The sequence below is a fragment of the Aliiroseovarius sediminilitoris genome (genome assembly GCF_900109955.1).
In the GTDB taxonomy this organism is placed as follows: Bacteria; Pseudomonadota; Alphaproteobacteria; order Rhodobacterales; family Rhodobacteraceae; genus Aliiroseovarius; species Aliiroseovarius sediminilitoris.
In genome coordinates, this window is the sequence record NZ_FOJB01000001.1 from 1,695,766 (window position 1) to 1,713,908 (window position 18,143).

Here is an 18,143-nt window from a genome sequence, read left to right on the forward strand (position 1 = left end):
CCAACCCTGCGCCCGCCAGCGCGATTGCGGCTGGCAGCCGCCGGAGCACGAAGACCGCAAGCCCGGCACCCAGCGGGGCCAGAAGCGTGAGCGCCAGCCAGTTCATCCCTTGAGCTCCCGCGCTTCTTCCATCTCGACCGATCCGCGCGACCGGAACCGGGCGATGGCGATGCCAAAGCCCACCGCCATTTCGACGGCCATCACCGCCATGACGATCAGCACGAACATCTTGGCCGCCGTCACATCGGGGTGCAGATAGCGCCAGAAGGCGACCATGTTCACCAAGGCGGCGGCAAGCACCAGTTCGACCCCCATTATGATCATCACCAGATTGGTCTGGCTCAGTGCGCCATAAAGGCCGACGCCAAACAGCGCCGCACCGACGCTGAGTGCAATCATGAGTTCGGGGATCATCTCTTATCCTCTTGTCGCGGGGCGATGGCCACCATTGTCGCGGCGATCATCGCCGTCAGGATCATCAGCGCTGCGCTTTCGAAGACGAACATCGAGCGGCCCAGGATCTCGCGACCCAGCATCCGCGCCTGTTCGTCTGCACCCGGCACATCGGGCACCGGCCCCTGCCATCCAGCGGTCCAGATCACCGCCAGCGCCGCCCCCAGCCCGATGCCTCCGGCCCAGAGCGACAGGCGTTTCTGGTGGGACATGTCCATCTTTCCCATGCCGCCGGGATCCATCATGAACATGACCATGAAGATCGCCATGACGCTCATCTCGGTGGCCATCATCATGATCTGGAGAACGCCCAGAAATTCAGCTTGCATGACCAGGAACATCGCTCCGATGGCGGTCTGGCTGAACAGCAACGCAATGGCTGAACGCACCATGGAATGTGTGCGGAATACGACGACGCCGAACCAGATCGCGGCAATACCGAAGAAGGCGAGGAAAAAGGCGGCGGCAAGGCTCATATCGGCACCACCAGGGCGATGACGCCAACCAGGAAGATATTGGCCAGCGCCAGCGAAATGCCGAGTTTCCAACTGACGGCCAGATACCGTGCCTCGCGCAGGCGCGGCAGGTGGCGGCCTCCCAGCAGCATCGCCGCAATCACCACCAGCGTCTTGAGCGCCGTCCAGGCCCAGCCCGGCAGCCACGGACCAAGCCAGCCGCCGAGATAAAAGGTGACGGTGGCGCTGGCAAGCGCCACGACGATCACCAGCCGCGCCAGCCTGAAAATCGCCAGCCGCGCGCCGGTGTATTCGGCCTCGACCCCGCTGGCCAGATCGCCGCCGCCCGTGGGCAGGTCGATCGGTGGCAGCCACGCCACGCCCATTGCCGCGATCACGAACAGGACGAAGCCAATGGGCTGATAGGCGACGTTCCACAACGCCGCCTGCGACAACACGATCTGGGTGGTGGACAGCGACTCGGCGCGCATCGCGACCGCCGTGATCGGCATCACGATCAGCATCGCATAGGCAACGAACTGACCCAGGAACCGCCAGCCCGCGATCATGCCATAGGCCCCGTTCGGCCCCCAGCCGGCCATGATCAGTGCCACCAGCACATAGGCCAACGCGGCGTTGAGGAACAGCGCGCCGATGGCCAGATCGGTGATGATCAGTTCTGGTGCCATCGGGATCACCGCCACCGACAAAAGTCCCGCAATCAGCAGCAGCACCGGCCCGGCCTCGTAAAACAGCCGGTCGGGCGTGCGCGGCAGGATCTGTTCGCGGCCAAGCAGCGCCAGCGCCGAGATGGCAGGGCGCGTCAGACTGAACCGCCCGTGGACCGCCCAGCCCTCAAGCACCGCTACCGCGTAACAACCGATGGCAAGCGCCAGAAGGATGGCGGCGATGGTCATGCGCCGGTCCCCCAGGGATCGAGGTCGAGAGAACCGACAGCGGTCAGTGCCTCGGCCAATTCCATCTGGTCCGTCATCGCCCCGACAAGCCCGGCAAGCGCCGCGAAAGGCGTCGTCAGATACAGCGTTTCGACCGCACCGCCCTTCAGCTTCAGATGCAGCGTGGCGGGGCCGCGCGGGGTTTCGACCGTTGCCATGCCGTGCCCGTCCGGCATCAGTGGCGTGGGTGGGACGGGCAGGGCGATGGCCCCGATGCGCGCAATCAAATCGAGGCTTTGCCCGATTTCGTCCCCGCGCTGCGACAGCCGCGCCCAGGCGTCGCCCTCGGATTGGGTTATCGGCTGAAAGCCGAGCGCGGCATAGGCCTCGTCCTTTTCCCGTGCATCCGTGACGATACCCGAGGCGCGCGCGACGGGACCGCCGATGCCCTCGGCTCCGGATCGACTGATCCGTCCGATATTGGCCAGCCTCTCGCGGAGGAGCGGCGTGCGGCGCAGCCGGTCTGCAAACGCGCGGATCGCCGGGGCACGGCGTGCGACTTCGCCCGGATCGGCCATGCGCAACCCTTGATGAAGAGCGCCAGCACGGCGTTCCAGCCACACGAGCCCGGTCTGTCGGGCAAGCCCGGCGAGCCAGCACAAATGGCTGGCGACACGTTCGCGTTCAACAGCGGCGACGCGGGCTGCGGTATCGCTTGGCGAGGGCGTGCGCCCCCCAGCGGTTTCAAGCGCCCGACAGGCAAGTTCGCGCAAGACCACAGGAGAGAGCGGTGAAAGTGCGGCGAGCCGGTCGGGCAACTCTGCCGCCAAAAAGCCCGGTGCGAGTGCGACCGCGCCGAGGCTTGCCGCCTCGGCTCGCGCCACACTGTCGCCGTCAAGCGTGAGCATCAGCCCAAGACCACTCGGAAGTCCCGGAAAGAACGGGCCGTATGGCGCGTCGATCCATTCCATGACCAATCCGTCCGGGCTGACGGGCTTGCCTTCGGTCAGAGCGGCCATGGACATGAAATGCGGCTCGATCCCGGGAATGTCGGGTGCGGGCCCGTGACCGCCGTGACCGCCGTGACCGCCGTGACCCTGCTCTCCACCCTGTTCGTCGGCACCGGTATGTCCCGTGTGATCCCCGGTGTCGGCCTGCGGCACCAGGTTCATACCGCATTTCGGGCAGGAACCGGGGGTGTCCGAGATCACTTCGGGGTGCATCGGGCAGGTGTAGGTTTCGGTCGCCGCCTGCGACTTGGGCTTGTGGTGGCCGTGGTCATCTTGACCGCGATGTTGGTGATGACGGTGATCCCCGGTGTCGGCCTGCGGCACCAGGTTCATGCCGCATTTCGGGCAGGAACCGGGGGTGTCCGAGATCACTTCGGGATGCATCGGGCAGGTGTAGGTCGCAAGACCTGCGGAGGTATGGGTGGCGTGTGTGGAATGGTTGGATTTTTCGGCTTGCGCTGGATGCTCAGGCGATTTTTCATGGCCTTCATGGCCTTCATGGCCTTCATGGCCTTCATGGCCTTCATGGCCTTCATGGCCTTCATGGCCTTCATGGCCTTCATGGCCTTCATGGCCTTCATGGCCTTCATGGCCTTCATGGCCTTCATGGCCCGTCTTGTTCGATCCCGACACTGCACGCTCGACCAGGAACATCCCGCATTTGGGGCATTTTCCGGGCTCGTCCGACACCACTTCGGGGTGCATCGGGCAGGTATATTCGATCCGTGTCGTCAGTGCAGGAGCGGTGAAATCCGTGACCTTCTGCGCAAAGGCGCCGGAGACGAAGGCGTGGCGGAGATCGGCAAGACCGGCGGCCAATCCGTCCTGCGACAACGCGCCGATCGCGTCCGGTTCGGGCAGGGCGGGGATCTCACCGGCACCCAACGCGAGGATCGCGCGGGGCCGGGGCATCTGCGCCCAGACAACGCAGGCGGCGTCGCGCAGCGCGGGCGGCAGCGGCCCGGCAATCAGCAACACATTCGCGTGGCGCGGGGTATCGGCGCGGTGAAGTCCGGCAGCGGCAAGATCCAGCCCAAGCGCCTGCGCGACATCGGGGCCCGGCACCACAAAGGCGCACAGATCCCGCGCCATCGCCTGCGCGATCAGTCCACGAAAACCCGTCATCCTGCCTTCGCGTGCTCCGGACAAAATCTTCATTGCCGCCTCAACGCGCCCTGGGACCAGCCATAGAGCAGCCCAAGGAACAAAACCGCCAGGAAAACGCCCATGTCGAGAAGGGCGACCAACCCTTCTTCGCGGTAGACCACCGCCCATGGATACATGAATGCCATCTCCATGTCGAAGGCGAGAAACAATAATGCATAGCCGTAATATTTCGCGTGATAGCGCACCCAAACCGGATCACGCGACAATGTGCCGGCAGTGGCGGGCACGTCCTTGGCTGGTTCGGCTCGACTTGGGCCAATGACACGGGCCAGCGCATAGAGGCTCAGGACCAAGCCGACCGTGCCGACCGTCAGGCCGAAAAGAATAGCGTATTGGGCAAGCTCACTCATTTGTTTTTCGTAGCTCCTGCCGTGACTCGCTGAATGTACCGAAACATAGTCACGGCGACTTGGCATGACAACTGCACAACTGCGGTTTTGCACCGGAACCATGTCGGGCCGGACCGATCGCCTGCCGGGCATCGTGTCACAGGCCGTTGCCCCTGCGCGGCACACCGGCGTGGACATGCCGTTCGCATGGTCCGGGTAAGAACAAGTGCGCTGGCAGCAGGGCAGGAAAGCGGTTCCCATACCCCGGACCACGTTACGGTCGGAGCGGCCTGTATCCTGAGGGGGATGAGCACGCCGCTCGCCTCGATCTTCGGAAGCGCGTTTCATGTTGTCGTCCCGCTGTTGGCCGGCCGCCCCGGTTGTGCCGGTGGCAAAGCAACGGTAGGGGGCAAGGTGAGCAGACAGCACGTGACAGTGTTCCGCCGGGCGGATAGAACGAAAGAAGTTCGTCTTTTCAATTCCGACTGGAACCTCTCGCATGTGCCTTTCCCAGACTGTCAGCTTCACCGCCAGCGCCTTCCTTGTCACCGGTGGCACTTACGCAGTAGCGCGGGCCTGGGCGATCAACAAACGCTACCTTCCGGTGGCCCTGATGCCGGTCTTCGCCGGTCTCCAGCAGTTCATGGAAGGAAATGTCTGGTGGGGGGTGAACACCGGTGATCCGGGCACGACCCTGCTGGGCGCGCTTGGCTTCATCTTCTTCACTTGGTTCATGTGGCCGTTCTGGATACCGCTGGCCAGTTGGGTGCTGGAACCGCCCGAAAGTCGTCGACGACCTTGGATGGCGGCGATGTCGGTCGCCGGGTTGGCGTTCGGCCTGGCACTCTACCTGCCGCATCTGGTGCGGCCCGACTGGGTTGAGGTAACGGTCAATCAGGATTCATTGGCCTATGAGGGCACGATGATCCTCGACTACCTGATGCCACGCTGGATGACCTATGTGGTTTACCTGTTCCTGATCATCGCACCGCCTGCGATCTCGACCTATTACCACATGCGCTGGTTCGCGCTGACCATCGTCGCGGTGGTGGTCGTTGACATCCTGTTCCTGCGCTATGCCTATATTTCCTTCTTCTGCCTTCTTGCAGGGCTGGGGACGCTGCATTTGATATACATCATCGTGCGGAACAAATGCGCGCGTGAATGCCCGGTGCTGTTCGCCTGAAAACGGTCAAGGGCGCACGGGCGGTCGCGACCAGGGGATGCCGCGCTGCGGCTTGTTGCGACTCGGGGGAGGGCGTAGGCTTGGCATGTGCGATGGGTTGGTGGGTGGCACTGCCCACCATAAATGGGGGATTTGCGTCATGAGATATGGAGCGATTATTTGTGCGGCAGGGGTGTTTGCCGCTTCCGGTGCGCTGGCCGATACGGACTGGATGGGCACCATTCTGGCGGCAACAGAGAAGTATGCGGATGTCAACGTGGCTTTGGCCGAGGGCTTCTTTCCGGCGCCGCCGGGCGATTGCACGTCGGCCGCCGCCGAAGGTCTGCCGCCCGAAATGGGGAGCATGGGCATTCACTATATCCATCCCGGTTTGCTTGGTCTTGCGCCGCCGGGCGACGGTCGGGTGAACGGCTCAGGGATGAACACCGATTTTGCCAAACCGTCAATCCTGCTCTACGAGCCGCAGACGGACGGGTCGCTTGTTCTGGTCGGGGTCGAGAACCTCATCTTCCAGGCGGCCTGGGCCGAAGCGGGCAACGAGAGCCCGCCGATGTTCCGCGATCAGCCTTGGGATACGATGGCGGACATGGGCGATACCGATGGCGATGAAGCCCATGGGTTCGAACCGCATTACGATCTGCATATCTGGACCCAGCGCGAGAACCCCCAAGGGATATACGCGCCGTTCAATCCAAACGTATCCTGCGGCTGAGATCCGGTCCCGCTGGCCGGGTGCGCGGGGCTTGTCTGGTCCCGCGTCCCGGAGGTCGTCGTTGAGATCCTGTTCCAGCGTCATGCCTATATTTCCTTCTTCTGCCTTCTTGCAGGGCGGGGAACGCTGCATTTGATATACATCATCGTGCGGAACAAATGCGCGCGCGATTTCCCGGTGCTGTTTGCCTGACGGAAGGCGCTTTGACCGCCGGTTGACCGTCGGGCGTTCGGCATTCCTGGGCTTTCTGGCCAAGCGTCTGGGCAACCGCGCCGATGCAAAGATGTGCTTCAGGAATCCCAAGTCTGCGTCCGGGCGTGAAAGAACCAACTGCACGTGGCAGAGCGCATGGATGCCTGGCTCTACGGGGTGCTGCGCTCGGCGCGCAACGACCATTGTCGTAAGGATGACCGCGCTTCGGTCGCGGCCGAACTCGACCTCAGGCCCGGCACCCTCAATGTCAGACTGCTTGGCTTTGCCGACTGTTCCTGCCCACCGGTTAGCCTCGTGCGCCCGGTCGACGGGACGGATTGCGGGGGCCGCAGCCACGCCGACTGATCTGCCGTTTGCGTAATGATGTCCTGAAAACCGCGTCTACCAGATGAAGGGCTTTCATGCCCGGCAACTCAGGGAGGAGTGCCCATGATGACGTCACGATCCTCATGTTCCGGCCTCGACGCGATCGGGCCGGAATTTGACGAGGAATTCCGGAACATCCTTGATGCGCTGTTCTGTGCCTGCAATTCGGGATTGCAGGACACTGACACAAGTCTGCGTCGCGAATTGTTCCGGATGACAGAATTGGACGGACAGACCACCGCCCGGGCTGCGCGCGCGCTGGGTATCGGGATTTCGCAAGCGGAAGAGATGCTGGCTGCGACCCGGCGCGATATCACTGTGCTGATGGCTCTCGGGCTTTGCAAGCCGGTGTTTCCCGGGCCCGCAGATTCGCGCCACTCTCACGGCTGCCGGTGTGGAAATTCCACGATGGCGCGAGGGCACAAACCGCCGATGGCACCCTGACCGGTCGCCCGCCGGGCGAAATCCGGGCACTGGGCCCTTCGGCTGTTGCCGGGCGGCGTGGTGAACCGGCGACCGCCTGCCACCCACGGCAACAAAATCGGTAATGGTCCGCGCGACCGGACGTCCTTGTTGAGAGACAGGGCAGCTTGAGACCCGAGGCAGTGGCCCGCAAGTCAAAGAAAGACCAGAGATGATCACCCTAAGAGATCGTTCGGTCGCGCCAATGCGCCGCGTCCAGCGCGCAGGCGATACCGCGCAGCTGATGCCCCATTCCCGGCGCGCTTCTCACCGATGCGAAGAGCGTCGCGGCGGTGGCCGGTGCCGGACCGACCGTTGACCACGGGCACAAGACAAACAACGGCGGCGCGCAAGCCCGCCCACGGAAAAGGATAATGGAATGACGCGTCAAACAACATATCTGGCCGCTTCGGCGGCGATCTTTTCCGGGCTTCTGGTGGCGGCCTGGGTTACACATGGGACCGGTATCGTAAGGGATGATCCCGAGCGCAACATCGTGATCCCCGGCGAGTTGGACAGCACCTTGCAGGTCAAGGTCGCCTATGACGGCGAGACGATCTGGTTCCGTTACCGCTGGCCGGTCGAACGGCCTGCGATCTTCAATGACGTTCTGGTCTATCAGGATGGCAAGTGGGAAGCCCGCGGCGGCGAGTCGCTGGGCCCCAACCCCCAGTTCCTGACCGAGGACCGGGTGGCGATGATGATCGACGACGGCTCTGTGCCGCTGTTTTCGCGCTACGGTGGCTACATCACGATCGGCGACGGGCTGACCACCTTCACCGGCACGCCCGAGACCGACGAGGAGCGGACGAAATATCTGCCCTCGACGCGGACCGATCCAAACGATTTCGACACCGTCAGGCCCGAGAGCGATCTGGAAAAGCTGCGCGCGGCGGGTCAGTTCATCGACCTCTGGCAATGGCGATCAAGCCGGTCAAACCCGATCGGGTTGGGTGATGACGGGCTGATTGCCGAGGCCCGCGAGGGCGACACCGGCACCGGCCCCTATTCAACCAATTTCGACAAGGCCACCGGCCAGCCGAAGTATATGTTCGCCCCCGATGTCGCGGGCTATCGCGCACTGGCTTTCGACGATGTCGTTTCCGGAGAGGTAGGTTTCAACGACACCTACTATCTCACTGCGCAGACCGCCGTGCCGTTCGACCCTGATTTTGCATGGAAGAACGGCGACACGATACCGCGTCGTTTCCTTCAACCGGAATCGGGTTCGCGTGGGGACGTCGTGCAACCGGCGGTGGCACGCTGGCGCAACGGGTTTTGGGATGTGACGTTGCAGCGCAAGATGGACACGGGCAACCCGCTCGACGACAAGATATTCCGCGACGGTGGCAGCTATGACGTGGCGTTCGCGGTATTCCGCAACGCCTCGACCATGCGCTGGCACTATATCTCTCTGCCGGTGTCGCTGGGACTGGGCGAACCCGCGCAAATTCAGGCCAAACGCTCTGAACCAGGCCAGCCGGACTGGACCGGCCCCTGGACCGAGGTCGAGGTCTACTATCCCGGCCAAGTCACCTGGGGACGGTTGACTGACCCGCGCCAGCACCCCGGTGCAGACCGGGTCGCGGCACGCGTTCCTGCGGCCTACCAGCACAGCGAACGCCAGCTCGCGCTCTACGGGGTTGAAATGGAATTTGCCGATGAGATCCGCCGCCAATGGCTCTGGACCCTCGCAATGAGCCTGTCGCTGATCGTGGCCTTCGGCGTCGGCATGGTGCTGCTGTTCCGCCGTCCGGAGGACAGGGCATGAGCACATATTCCAAAACACGTCACAGCACACGCGAACACGGGGAACCGAACATGAAACATGCAATTCAATATCGACCGGCCATCCAGATCGGTCTTGTCGCATCTGCGCTGCTGGCCCTCGGTGCTGGCGCAGCATTCGCCCATGGCGGTGGCGGCGGCGTCGAAATGGAGCTTGAAGGCGCGCCATCCTTCTCGATCCCTCCGGTCTACCACATTCTGGTGGTGCACTTCCCGATCGCGCTCTGGCTGACGGCGGCGCTGTTCATTTTCTTCCGTGTATTCTCGGATTCCCAGCTTGCGGTCCGGCTGCAAAAGTCGGTCTGGCCGCTGATCCTGCTGGGTTCGTTTGCCGGATTGGTGGCCTATGGGCTGGGGCTGTCGATCTACCCTTGGTCGGCAATTACCCAGTCGCCGCTGGGTCGCAACCACATTATGCTGGCGACCTGGACACTCAGCTACTGGACCGTGTTGGGCGTGCTTGGTTACCGCTATCGGCGCCACCTGTTCGAGGGCGCGCAGCGCTGGGTGACATTCGTGCTGACGCTGATTGGCGCGACGGTCGTGACCATTACCGGCACGCTGGGCGGATCGCTCAACGGTACGCCGTCGCTTGTGACCAAGACCCTCGGCAAAGTGGGCTGGGAGGTTTACATGACCTTTTACCTGCCGACCTGGATGCTCTGGGCCTTTGGTCTGGGGGCGGTGGCGATTGTCACGCTCGGGGTCCTGGGACGGCGCTCGCGTGCCTGACGGCTGCGCTGACCGCCGGTGCGTCCGCCGCCCCGGCGAACCCAGACGACTTGGAACTCTATGACTGGTGGGTCTATCTCAGGCCCGCCAGCTTGCGCGTGTTAGATCATCCCTCCGCGGTCACGGCGCACCTCTGGGGCCAGTCCCGCTGCCTGTCGGATGCCGCAGCACCGGGGTGCAGGCCGGAGCGGTCGCTTGTGTCCGCGCCCAACCGGACCAGGTGGCACGAGCGGCGCGTCTTTGGCGGACCCTATCAGCTGGTTGTGGCCGAACGCCCGATCTGATGCCGGAATGGCAGAATACTGGTCATGCAGCCTGTAATGGAATGCGTCCGGCAACGTCTTCTATTTGAGCGCCACAGAGAAACTCTCGGGCGTGAAACTGGAAGGAGGCACTGGAAATGACCCTGATCCTTATCGCCCTGGCCCTTGCGACTCCCGCCCTTTGGGCTGTTGTCCAGGCGCAATCCCGGGCCGTTCCGGCCCCACTGCCGATACGATCCGTTCCGGACCGCCAGAAGCCCATGAATTTGGCTTTCTGAACCCGGATCACTCACACAAACACAGAACAGGAGAACCATCACAATGAAAACGACACGCATCATCTCACTCGCAGCTGCCGGATTCTTGGCCGTGACCGGTGCGGCCCTAGCTCACGAGATGGATACCGATCAGGACGGGCTCTACACGCTGACCGAAATGCAAACCGAGTATGCCGAACTGACACAGAGCGACTACGACGCGCTTGACACCAACGCCGATGGCGCGATCGATGCCGACGAACTGGAAGCGGCAATCGCAAGTGGTGCATTGCCCGCGATGGAATAACGTCTGAACCACGGCGGGTCCGAGGGCGCGCCGTGGTTCGACACGCCCAAAAACCCAGGCAGAAGAATCTGGCCTATGAGGCAGATGTCGATGCAAGACCATCCCAAACGGCCATTGTGCCTGACCGGTCGCGCCTGAGCAGATCACGCGGGAAAGTTATAGATGAACACCAAAATGGCTTTCACGATCGTCGGGGCAGGGCCTGCGGGCCTTGCTTGCGCGATCGTGCTCGCGCGTGGCGGTGCCAAGGTCGTGGTGCGTGAATGGAAGGACCGCGTCGGCCACCGCTTTCACGACGATTTTCAGGGCCTGGAAAACTGGTCCCGCGAGTCGGATGCGCTGGAGGACCTGGTGGCGGCCGGTATCGCCGCCGATTTCGAGCACCATCCCTTTGATCGGGGTATCGTCTTCGACCCCGCAGGGCGACAACACCGGGTGCGGGGGCGGCGAGCGCTGTTCTATCTTGTCCGCCGTGGCCCAGGCGAGGGAACGCTCGACAGCGCGCTTCTGGCCCAGGCCCGCGCCGCCGGAGTCGAGCTGCGTTTCGGCGATCGGGTCCACGATTTCAACGGTGCCGGAGTTCTTGCCGCGGGGCCGCGCGAGGCCGGGGTGATCGCAGCGGGTCATGTCTTCGAGACGGGTATGGCTGATGGTGCCTGGCTGGCGCTCGGACATGCCGTCGCACCAGCCGGTTACGCCTATCTGCTGGTGAAAAACGGGCGCGGCACTGTGGCGAGCTGCATGTTCACGCGCTTCCGCGATCAGGCCAGACATGTCAGGGCGGCCGAGGAATTCTTCCGAGTCCATGTCGGCCTTGAGATGCGCAATCCGCGCGCCTTCGGCGGCTACGGCAACATGCGCCTGCCACGGACGGCTAAACAGGGCGGTCATCCTGTGATTGGCGAGCACGCCGGGTTCCAGGACGCGCTTGCCGGGTTCGGGATGCGCTACGCCATCCACTCGGGCGTGCTGGCCGCACAAAGCCTGCTTTCAGGAGACGACTACACCGCCGTCTGGCAAGCGGAACTGGGGCCGGGGCTGAAGGCCGGGATCGCCAACCGCTGGATCTTCAACCTGGCGGGCGAGACGGGGATGCGGTTTGCCATTGGAAGTCTTGCAAATCGTGATGCAGGTGACCTGTTGCGCCGCGCCTACGACCTGACGCCGCTGAAGCGGCTGGCGCTGCCGATCGCGCGGCGGAGCTACAGCGCACCGCTTGCAGATCCAAGCTGTAGCCACGAGGATTGCGATTGTGTTTGGTGCCGGCACGGCGACCACGGCGCCGCAGGTGAGGTCCAGACCTGAAGTTTCCGCGACACGGCCAGAGCATCAGGAGGACCCGCCGTGAAACACGAACCGACCATCGCGACGGTCCTCGCCTGCACCCAGCCGCAAATGGGGGCGATCCCTGCCGACATGCTCTTGAACGAACGGCTGGGCGGTGCCGCCTGCTCAAGCATTGTTTTGGGCCGCGGTGGGATCGTCCTGATCGCACTGCCGCAGACGTTCATGGCTTCAACCGGGGCCGCTCTCTTGACCGCCAACACCGTCATGAAAAGGTGGCACGCCTCTCACGCTCGGATCCCTCCGCCGCGAGATTGTCGGACGGGGATGGCCAGCGCGCGTCGTGAACGCGGTGAGGCGTTTCAGGCCGGAATAGGGTATGACAGCGCAACATTTTCCAATCCTTATGGTCGGTTACGAGAAAAACCTGTTTAACGGTGAATACCGAGGAAACGCATGTCCTCACCGCGACCTCTGGCAAGCACGACGGAATGAGGTGGCAACAGATCGAGAGTCAAAAGGGAAAATCGTTCTCTTATGCTTCCCCAGATGCGTTGCCTGCGCCATGACGATGACCCAAGCGCAAGCGTCGAAATCCATCTGCGTCTGCCGATGAGGAACACCGATCCGTTCCTTCTCCAGGTCGCGTCTAAGAGTGGTAAGCGTGGCAGCCTTGTTGCGACGGGATGGTTTCCCATTCTCGCACCTGTCGTCTATTTGCAGGTCAACGAGATCGCGAAAGTTTGCCAGACGGACGGCATGTTCGGCCAGCCCATGACCCGACCGGGGTCCCGCTTGGTCAGCCCAGCATTGGGCATCGTTACGATCCTTTCGTCTGATCTGGACCCGTTTGGCACCGAAAGGAAGTTTGGTGGTGGAGGCCATTTTCGTCTATTCTGTGCGCGCAATATGTCGTCGCAAAGGGGCAAATTCGGGAATGCTGGGGCGTGTTTCAGCATGGAAATATCTGACGCCTACAGTTGGTAGGCGCGCAAAGTAACCTGATAAAACAATGTTCTATCTCGTTCACGACCCTCAATGCTGGGTCGGGTGTGTTCATAATTTGAACCAATATGGTGATCGGAACCGGCTGCATCATCGGCGCAAATGGAACTGACATTATGACAAGCCCTGGCGAGTGTTCGAGGGAACACGTGATTGGGTTCATCAACGCGCATCGGGACCAGAAGGACTTTTGGCCTTTCCGACGCCTTCAGCAGGTCATGGCCATTCGTCCTGCGGGGCAGCGATCAGAGCTTTATGAGTTGGCGGTCGAACTTGGATAGCAGGTGCCAGTGTTTACGGACCGATCGCTATAATCGTTCCGGGGTGACGAATTTTTTTGCGATGCGCCGGATGCGCCGGATGCACCGGACGCGCCAAAGGTGCGCCGCACTGTCTTAATTTTACGCCGACGCGGTCGCTTGGTCCTCTGGGCTGAGATCGAGCAGTGCCGCGATCTCAGTATATGCGCTGCGGATGGCTACGGTTCCCGCTGCGATGCAATGGCGCTTGAACTTGAACTCCAGCGTTCCGATCGTTTGGGAAAATTCGGGGCGGATCACCAGATCTGCCTGGGCGAAGCGCAACCGCGCATGTTGGTTCTGGCACACTTCGACAGACCGCAACATCGCCTGCACACCGTTTTGCGGACCGGTCGTGGTTTCACGTTGGCTGGGATCCACGGCAATCACAACCTCCGCACCGCTGGCACGCGCGATGTCAATAGGTGCGATGTCGGCGTAAGCCCCATCCATCAGCACATGCGGATCATCGGTCAGGGGTGGCAATATCCCAGCAAGTGCCGCGCTTGCGTATACGTAATCCGCTGCGCGACCCTTGCCGTATACGACGCGTTCACCGGACAACATGTCGGTTGCACAGACGAAAACCGGCACGCGACCATCTTCCAGGTTCTTGCCTTGGGTCAGGTCGGACAGGACATTGCGGCCCCATGTCTCGGTGCGCGCACCGGCCCCCCAACCGAAATACATGTCCCGTGCGGCAAGCAAAGCGGTCCGAAGCCCCCTCATCCTTGCGACCAGGCCCGGCAGGCGAAAGTCGGGCGTTGCCGGAAACCCGCTGGTATCCATACCAACCAGTTCGTCGTACCAATCATCATTCAGCGCATATGTGGCGCCGACGACCGCGCCCATCGATACGCCCACGATGGCGCTGGGGACGTAGCCTCTGGCGACCAGCGCCTTGAGCACACCGGCATGCGACAAACCCCTTGCCCCGCCGCCGCTGAACACAAGGGCGAAGGATTTATGGGCTCCGTCATTCGGTCTCATCCGGCCTGTCAACATCGAGCCTCCGCTTTCAGGATCTTTTCCAGGTGCCTTGGGAATAGGCTTGATCTGTCCTGACCTGATCCAACCTCCTCGATGCCGAGACGCGACATCGGCAGAGTTGATATATAATCTGCGCCAAACGCGCTGCCACTCGTGAAGCCTGTTCTTGATCGATGTGTCATCGGTCGGTTTCCTTTGGTTTATCCCGCAAGGCTCAAATCGAACTGCGCTCGTTCACAAGACTACAGCCGATCTTTTCCAGCGATGGAAGTAACTCTTCAAGACTAACAATGTCGGATATTCCGACATGGCCGGTTCTTTGGGCGGCCTCGGCGGTCAGCAGTTTTTCTGCCACTTTTGCGGCCACCATGCCCGTTACCCGCGATTGGTTCTGACCGGCTAATTGTATCGTTCCGCTAGCGTGATCGGACCGTGCGCGTACGAACAGTCCCAAGGTGTCGTCGGACAGGCGCAATGCCTGAAGAATTGCTCTGAGGAAAGGTTGCGATACGCTCAGGATACCTGGGTATCTGACCAGCAAAGGTGCGATCGCAGGCAGCATTCGCGTTGACCATTTCGGGACCAGTGCAAGGGCTGATGTTACAGTCTCCACCTGCAATTTCTGTTTCACTTTGTCCCGATCGACAAAATCGACCGGGATGACGTAGCGACCGACGGCTGGCAATGGGGGAACGATGCTTTCGGCCCTGCTTGCCTCGACGCAACGTGCCAGTGTCCAGTCCATTGCTTCCACGCCGTGTGTTCCGACCAAGCCAAGCTGCAAGATCAGTTCCGCGACCTCCGTTTGGGGTACGTCATCTACGATGTGTTGCAACATGAGATTGCTCAGGCCCGGCGCAAGACCGACCTCGGTGACAAGCGCGACATGCGCGGCTTGGGCATCAGCCGATATACTGCCAATAGTCCGCATGACCGATACGCTGGCTGCAACCGAAATCATGGATATTCTGTGATCAATGCAGGCGCGTGCGGCCGTTTCGGCACCAGCTTCGGTATTCAGAACAACAAGCGACGCCATCGGAAATACGGCATTGATGGAAGCGCGCGAGGTCAGGTCAATGTGCTGGGCGGTGACTCCCGATGCGAATGTGTCGGCAAGTGCTTTCGCTTTTTTCAGGGACCGGCCAGCCACGATGATCTGTGCTTCGGGCAGGTTCCTGTGCAGTTCGGTAACGATATGCGTTCCTACGGCACCGTAGCCGCCGACGATCAGGATTGTTTTTTCTTCCGGCAAATCTCAGCATCCTTTCCGGGGGGGATGGCCTGCTTAGGCACTTCTCTGGCCGCTTTTACGCGACGTTGGATACACCTGCTCATCATACCCCGACACATGAACTCAGACGCAGCACGGTGCAAAACCTTACGGTGAAAGATGTTCCGGCACCCAAGATATACGTCGGGAAGGTTCGATCCGGCGACCATCCAAGCCGCATATTGGATTGCCGGATGACCGTTTCCCACAAAATCTGTTGGTTGACGCTGTAACCTTTGGCGACAGGCAACGTCTATCACTCAAACGGTCGTTCCCGATCGCATGGATGATTAGACAGGAGCCAAACTTGAAAACACTGACCCTTGAGGTCCGCGGGCTGTTCGAGAAACTCGATCATCTCGCGGTCGAACGCCATTTGTCAGCCCTCGACGGGGTGCAACGCGCCGAGGCAAACCCTGCGTCGGCAAGCGTGACCGTGCACTACGATGAGACGGCGGTAGATGATGAGGCACTGCGCAGGACGATTGACGCCTGCGGCTTCCATTGTGTCGGAGAACAGGTTCCAAACCATGTCGGTCAGCGGAACCAGATGGACCATGAAGGCCATGCAGCACAGGGCGGAAAAGCCCCTGCCGCCAAAGATGCGATGGCGCATGAGATGGGCCATGGTGGCGGCATGGAGATGGCCGACATGGTCCGCGACATGCGCAACCGTTTCTGGGTGGCGCTGCTTTTTACCATCCCGATCTTCATCTACTCGCCAATGGGCGGCATGTTCACGCCCCCGGCGCCGCCTTTCGGTCTCAGGCTGGACCTGTGGCTGTTCTTCCTCGGTAGTGCGGCGGTGCTCTGGCCAAGCTGGCCGTTTTTCGTGGCGGCGTGGCGGGCCTTGAAAAACGGCATCCTCAACATGGCGGTGCTGGTCGTGCTGTCGGTCGGCACCGGCTATGTGTTCAGCGTCGGCTCGACCTTCTTCTTTCCAGGTGTGCAATTCTACGAGGCGGTCGCGGTGCTGTTGGTCTTTATCCTGCTGGGCCACTGGTTGGAAATGCGGGCGCGGGCAGGGGCGTCTGCGGCAATCCGGGCACTGCTCGACCTTGCGCCGCCGAAGGCCATTGTGATCCGCGACGGGCAAGAGGTCGAGGTGCCGACCTCCGAAGTGCTGGAAGGCGAAACGGTGGTGATCCGTCCCGGCAACAAGATCCCGGTGGATGGTGAGGTTTTGGAAGGATCGTCGCTGGTGGACGAGTCGATGCTGACGGGCGAGTCGATGCCGGTGAACAAGGCCGTGGGCGATACCGTTATCGGGGCCACGATCAACAAGAGCGGCACGTTCCGCTACCGCGCCACCAAGGTCGGTGCCGATACCGCTCTGGCGCAGATCGTCAAGCTGGTCCAAGAGGCGCAGAATTCCAAGGCACCGGCACAGCTTCTGGCGGACCGTGCCTCGCAATGGCTGGTCCTCATCGCTATCGTGATCGGGCTGGCCACCTTCGCGGTCTGGTTCTGGTGGATCGGTTCGCCGCTGTTGTTCGCGCTGACGCTGACGATCACCGTTTTCGTCATCGCCTGCCCGGATGCGTTGGGTCTGGCCACCCCGATGGCGGTGATGGTCGGCACCGGGCTGGGGGCGCAGCACGGCATCCTGTTCAAGAATGCCGGGGCGCTTGAGGACGCGACGAAGCTTGACGTGATCGTCTTCGACAAGACCGGCACGCTGACGATGGGCGAACCGCGCGTTGTCGAACTCGTCGCGGCCGAGGGTCGCTCCGAGGACGACGCCCTGCGCGCAGCGGCTGCCGTTGATCGCGGCTCGGACCATCCTCTGGCGCTGGCGATCGTCAAACGTGCCGAGGGTCTCGATGTGCCGCAGATGACCGGGTTCGAGAACCTTGAAGGCCGCGGCGCGCGTGCCGAGATCGCGGGCGAGCCCGTGCTGGTTGGCAACCGACGGCTGATGGACGAGGAACGTATTGACCTTGGGGCCCTGACAGCAAAGGCCGAGCGTCTGAAGGGTGAAGGCCGCACCGTGGTGCATGTGGCTCAGGCCGGGCGTGTGCTGGGCCTGATCGCCATTGCCGACGCGCCGCGCCCCAGCGCCAAGGCCGCCGTGGCCAAGCTGCGCGAACGCGGGGTCGAGGTCGCGATGCTGACCGGCGACAACGAGGGCACCGCGCGGCGCATCGCGGGCGAGCTTGGCATCGACATGGTGCTGGCCGACGTGCTGCCGGGTCAGAAGGCCGACAAGGTCAAGGAACTTCAGGCCCAAGGCAAAAAGGTCGGAATGGTCGGTGACGGCGTCAACGACGCGCCCGCGCTGACCCAGGCCGATGTCGGCTTTGCCATCGGAGCGGGCACCGATGTGGCGATGGAAAGCGCCGATGTCGTGCTGATGAAAAGCGATCCCTACGATGTCGTGGGGGCGATCGAATTGTCGCGCGCCACCCTGCGCAAGATGCACCAGAACCTGTTCTGGGCGGTGGCGTATAACGTTGTCGCGTTTCCGATGGCCGCGGGCGTGTTCTATCCGCTGATCATCAGCCCCGCCGTGGCGGCGATTGCCATGTCGGGCAGCTCGGCGTTGGTCGCCGTCAATGCGCTTCTGCTCAAGCGGACGCGGCTGGAAGGGATCGGCGGCGGCCAAGGCAGCGCGGGTGGTCGGCGCGATCCGGTGGAACCTGAATCCATCCAGGCGTTGGGTTCCACAAGTCAAGCGCACCAAACACATTGAATGA

At 62.2% G+C, this 18,143-nt stretch carries 18 protein-coding genes; 11 read left to right on the forward strand and 7 right to left on the reverse strand.

Features of this window, described 5'->3' with window-relative positions; genetic code table 11:
- Window positions 1-102: 102 nt before the first annotated feature.
- From nuoK to BMY55_RS08400, 5 genes are read right to left on the reverse strand one after another with little or no spacing between them, the layout of a single operon-like run.
- The gene (nuoK, locus tag BMY55_RS08375) at window positions 103-414 is read right to left on the reverse strand and encodes an NADH-quinone oxidoreductase subunit NuoK (RefSeq protein WP_091429856.1); all 312 of its coding nucleotides are present in this window, start codon (window positions 412-414) and stop codon (window positions 103-105) included.
- Window positions 411-929, reverse strand: a complete 519-nt coding sequence (locus BMY55_RS08380; RefSeq protein ID WP_091429858.1) for an NADH-quinone oxidoreductase subunit J family protein — start codon at window positions 927-929, stop codon at window positions 411-413. The genes nuoK and BMY55_RS08380 overlap by 4 nt, the downstream gene beginning before the upstream one ends.
- Entirely contained in the window at window positions 926-1,825 is a 900-nt protein-coding gene (locus BMY55_RS08385) for a complex I subunit 1/NuoH family protein (RefSeq protein WP_091429860.1), read from the reverse strand. The genes BMY55_RS08380 and BMY55_RS08385 overlap by 4 nt, the downstream gene beginning before the upstream one ends.
- Window positions 1,822-3,939, reverse strand: a complete 2,118-nt coding sequence (locus BMY55_RS17140) for a heavy metal-binding domain-containing protein (protein WP_177179311.1) — start codon at window positions 3,937-3,939, stop codon at window positions 1,822-1,824. The genes BMY55_RS08385 and BMY55_RS17140 overlap by 4 nt, the downstream gene beginning before the upstream one ends.
- A gap of 29 nt (window positions 3,940-3,968) precedes the next feature.
- Window positions 3,969-4,331: an NADH-quinone oxidoreductase subunit A gene (locus tag BMY55_RS08400; protein ID WP_091429863.1), complete on the reverse strand. Its 363-nt coding sequence runs from the start codon at window positions 4,329-4,331 to the stop codon at window positions 3,969-3,971.
- A gap of 64 nt (window positions 4,332-4,395) precedes the next feature.
- Here BMY55_RS08400 and BMY55_RS17145 point away from each other — a divergent pair, with 64 nt between their 5' ends.
- The 10 genes from BMY55_RS17145 (at window position 4,396) to BMY55_RS08440 (ending at window position 12,315) form a co-directional block, all read left to right on the forward strand.
- Window positions 4,396-4,530 (forward strand): hypothetical protein, encoded by a 135-nt coding sequence (locus tag BMY55_RS17145; protein WP_281242439.1) that lies wholly within the window; start codon window positions 4,396-4,398, stop codon window positions 4,528-4,530.
- Window positions 4,531-4,809: 279 nt separating this feature from the next.
- Entirely contained in the window at window positions 4,810-5,496 is a 687-nt protein-coding gene (locus BMY55_RS08405) for a DUF6629 family protein (protein WP_091429865.1), read from the forward strand.
- 139 nt (window positions 5,497-5,635) lie between these two features.
- On the forward strand, window positions 5,636-6,208 hold the full coding sequence (locus BMY55_RS08410; RefSeq protein WP_245744689.1) for a hypothetical protein: 573 nt from the start codon (window positions 5,636-5,638) through the stop codon (window positions 6,206-6,208).
- A 348-nt stretch (window positions 6,209-6,556) separates the two neighbouring features.
- On the forward strand, window positions 6,557-6,766 hold the full coding sequence (locus BMY55_RS16760; RefSeq protein ID WP_143064310.1) for a hypothetical protein: 210 nt from the start codon (window positions 6,557-6,559) through the stop codon (window positions 6,764-6,766).
- A gap of 87 nt (window positions 6,767-6,853) precedes the next feature.
- Entirely contained in the window at window positions 6,854-7,231 is a 378-nt protein-coding gene (locus tag BMY55_RS08415; RefSeq protein WP_218142234.1) for a hypothetical protein, read from the forward strand.
- A 397-nt stretch (window positions 7,232-7,628) separates the two neighbouring features.
- On the forward strand, window positions 7,629-9,020 hold the full coding sequence (locus BMY55_RS08420; protein WP_091429867.1) for an ethylbenzene dehydrogenase-related protein: 1,392 nt from the start codon (window positions 7,629-7,631) through the stop codon (window positions 9,018-9,020).
- A 50-nt stretch (window positions 9,021-9,070) separates the two neighbouring features.
- Window positions 9,071-9,769: a DUF2231 domain-containing protein gene (locus BMY55_RS08425; protein WP_143064311.1), complete on the forward strand. Its 699-nt coding sequence runs from the start codon at window positions 9,071-9,073 to the stop codon at window positions 9,767-9,769.
- Window positions 9,770-10,353: 584 nt separating this feature from the next.
- Window positions 10,354-10,596, forward strand: a complete 243-nt coding sequence (locus BMY55_RS08430; RefSeq protein ID WP_091429870.1) for an EF-hand domain-containing protein — start codon at window positions 10,354-10,356, stop codon at window positions 10,594-10,596.
- A gap of 162 nt (window positions 10,597-10,758) precedes the next feature.
- The gene (locus BMY55_RS08435; protein WP_091429871.1) at window positions 10,759-11,901 is read left to right on the forward strand and encodes an NAD(P)/FAD-dependent oxidoreductase; all 1,143 of its coding nucleotides are present in this window, start codon (window positions 10,759-10,761) and stop codon (window positions 11,899-11,901) included.
- 39 nt (window positions 11,902-11,940) lie between these two features.
- On the forward strand, window positions 11,941-12,315 hold the full coding sequence (locus tag BMY55_RS08440; protein WP_091429873.1) for a hypothetical protein: 375 nt from the start codon (window positions 11,941-11,943) through the stop codon (window positions 12,313-12,315).
- 971 nt (window positions 12,316-13,286) lie between these two features.
- On the opposite strand, the gene BMY55_RS08455 is transcribed toward BMY55_RS08440, so the two are convergent.
- Together BMY55_RS08455 and BMY55_RS08460 are read right to left on the reverse strand one after the other, a co-directional pair.
- Window positions 13,287-14,174, reverse strand: coding sequence for a patatin-like phospholipase family protein (locus BMY55_RS08455; protein ID WP_177179312.1), 888 nt, complete (start codon window positions 14,172-14,174; stop codon window positions 13,287-13,289).
- Window positions 14,175-14,388: 214 nt separating this feature from the next.
- Complete coding sequence (locus tag BMY55_RS08460) at window positions 14,389-15,429, reverse strand: saccharopine dehydrogenase NADP-binding domain-containing protein (protein WP_091429880.1); 1,041 nt, start codon at window positions 15,427-15,429, stop codon at window positions 14,389-14,391.
- A gap of 325 nt (window positions 15,430-15,754) precedes the next feature.
- On the opposite strand from BMY55_RS08460, the gene BMY55_RS08465 reads away from it, so the two are divergent.
- Entirely contained in the window at window positions 15,755-18,139 is a 2,385-nt protein-coding gene (locus tag BMY55_RS08465) for a heavy metal translocating P-type ATPase (protein ID WP_245744690.1), read from the forward strand.
- Window positions 18,140-18,143: the final 4 nt, after the last annotated feature.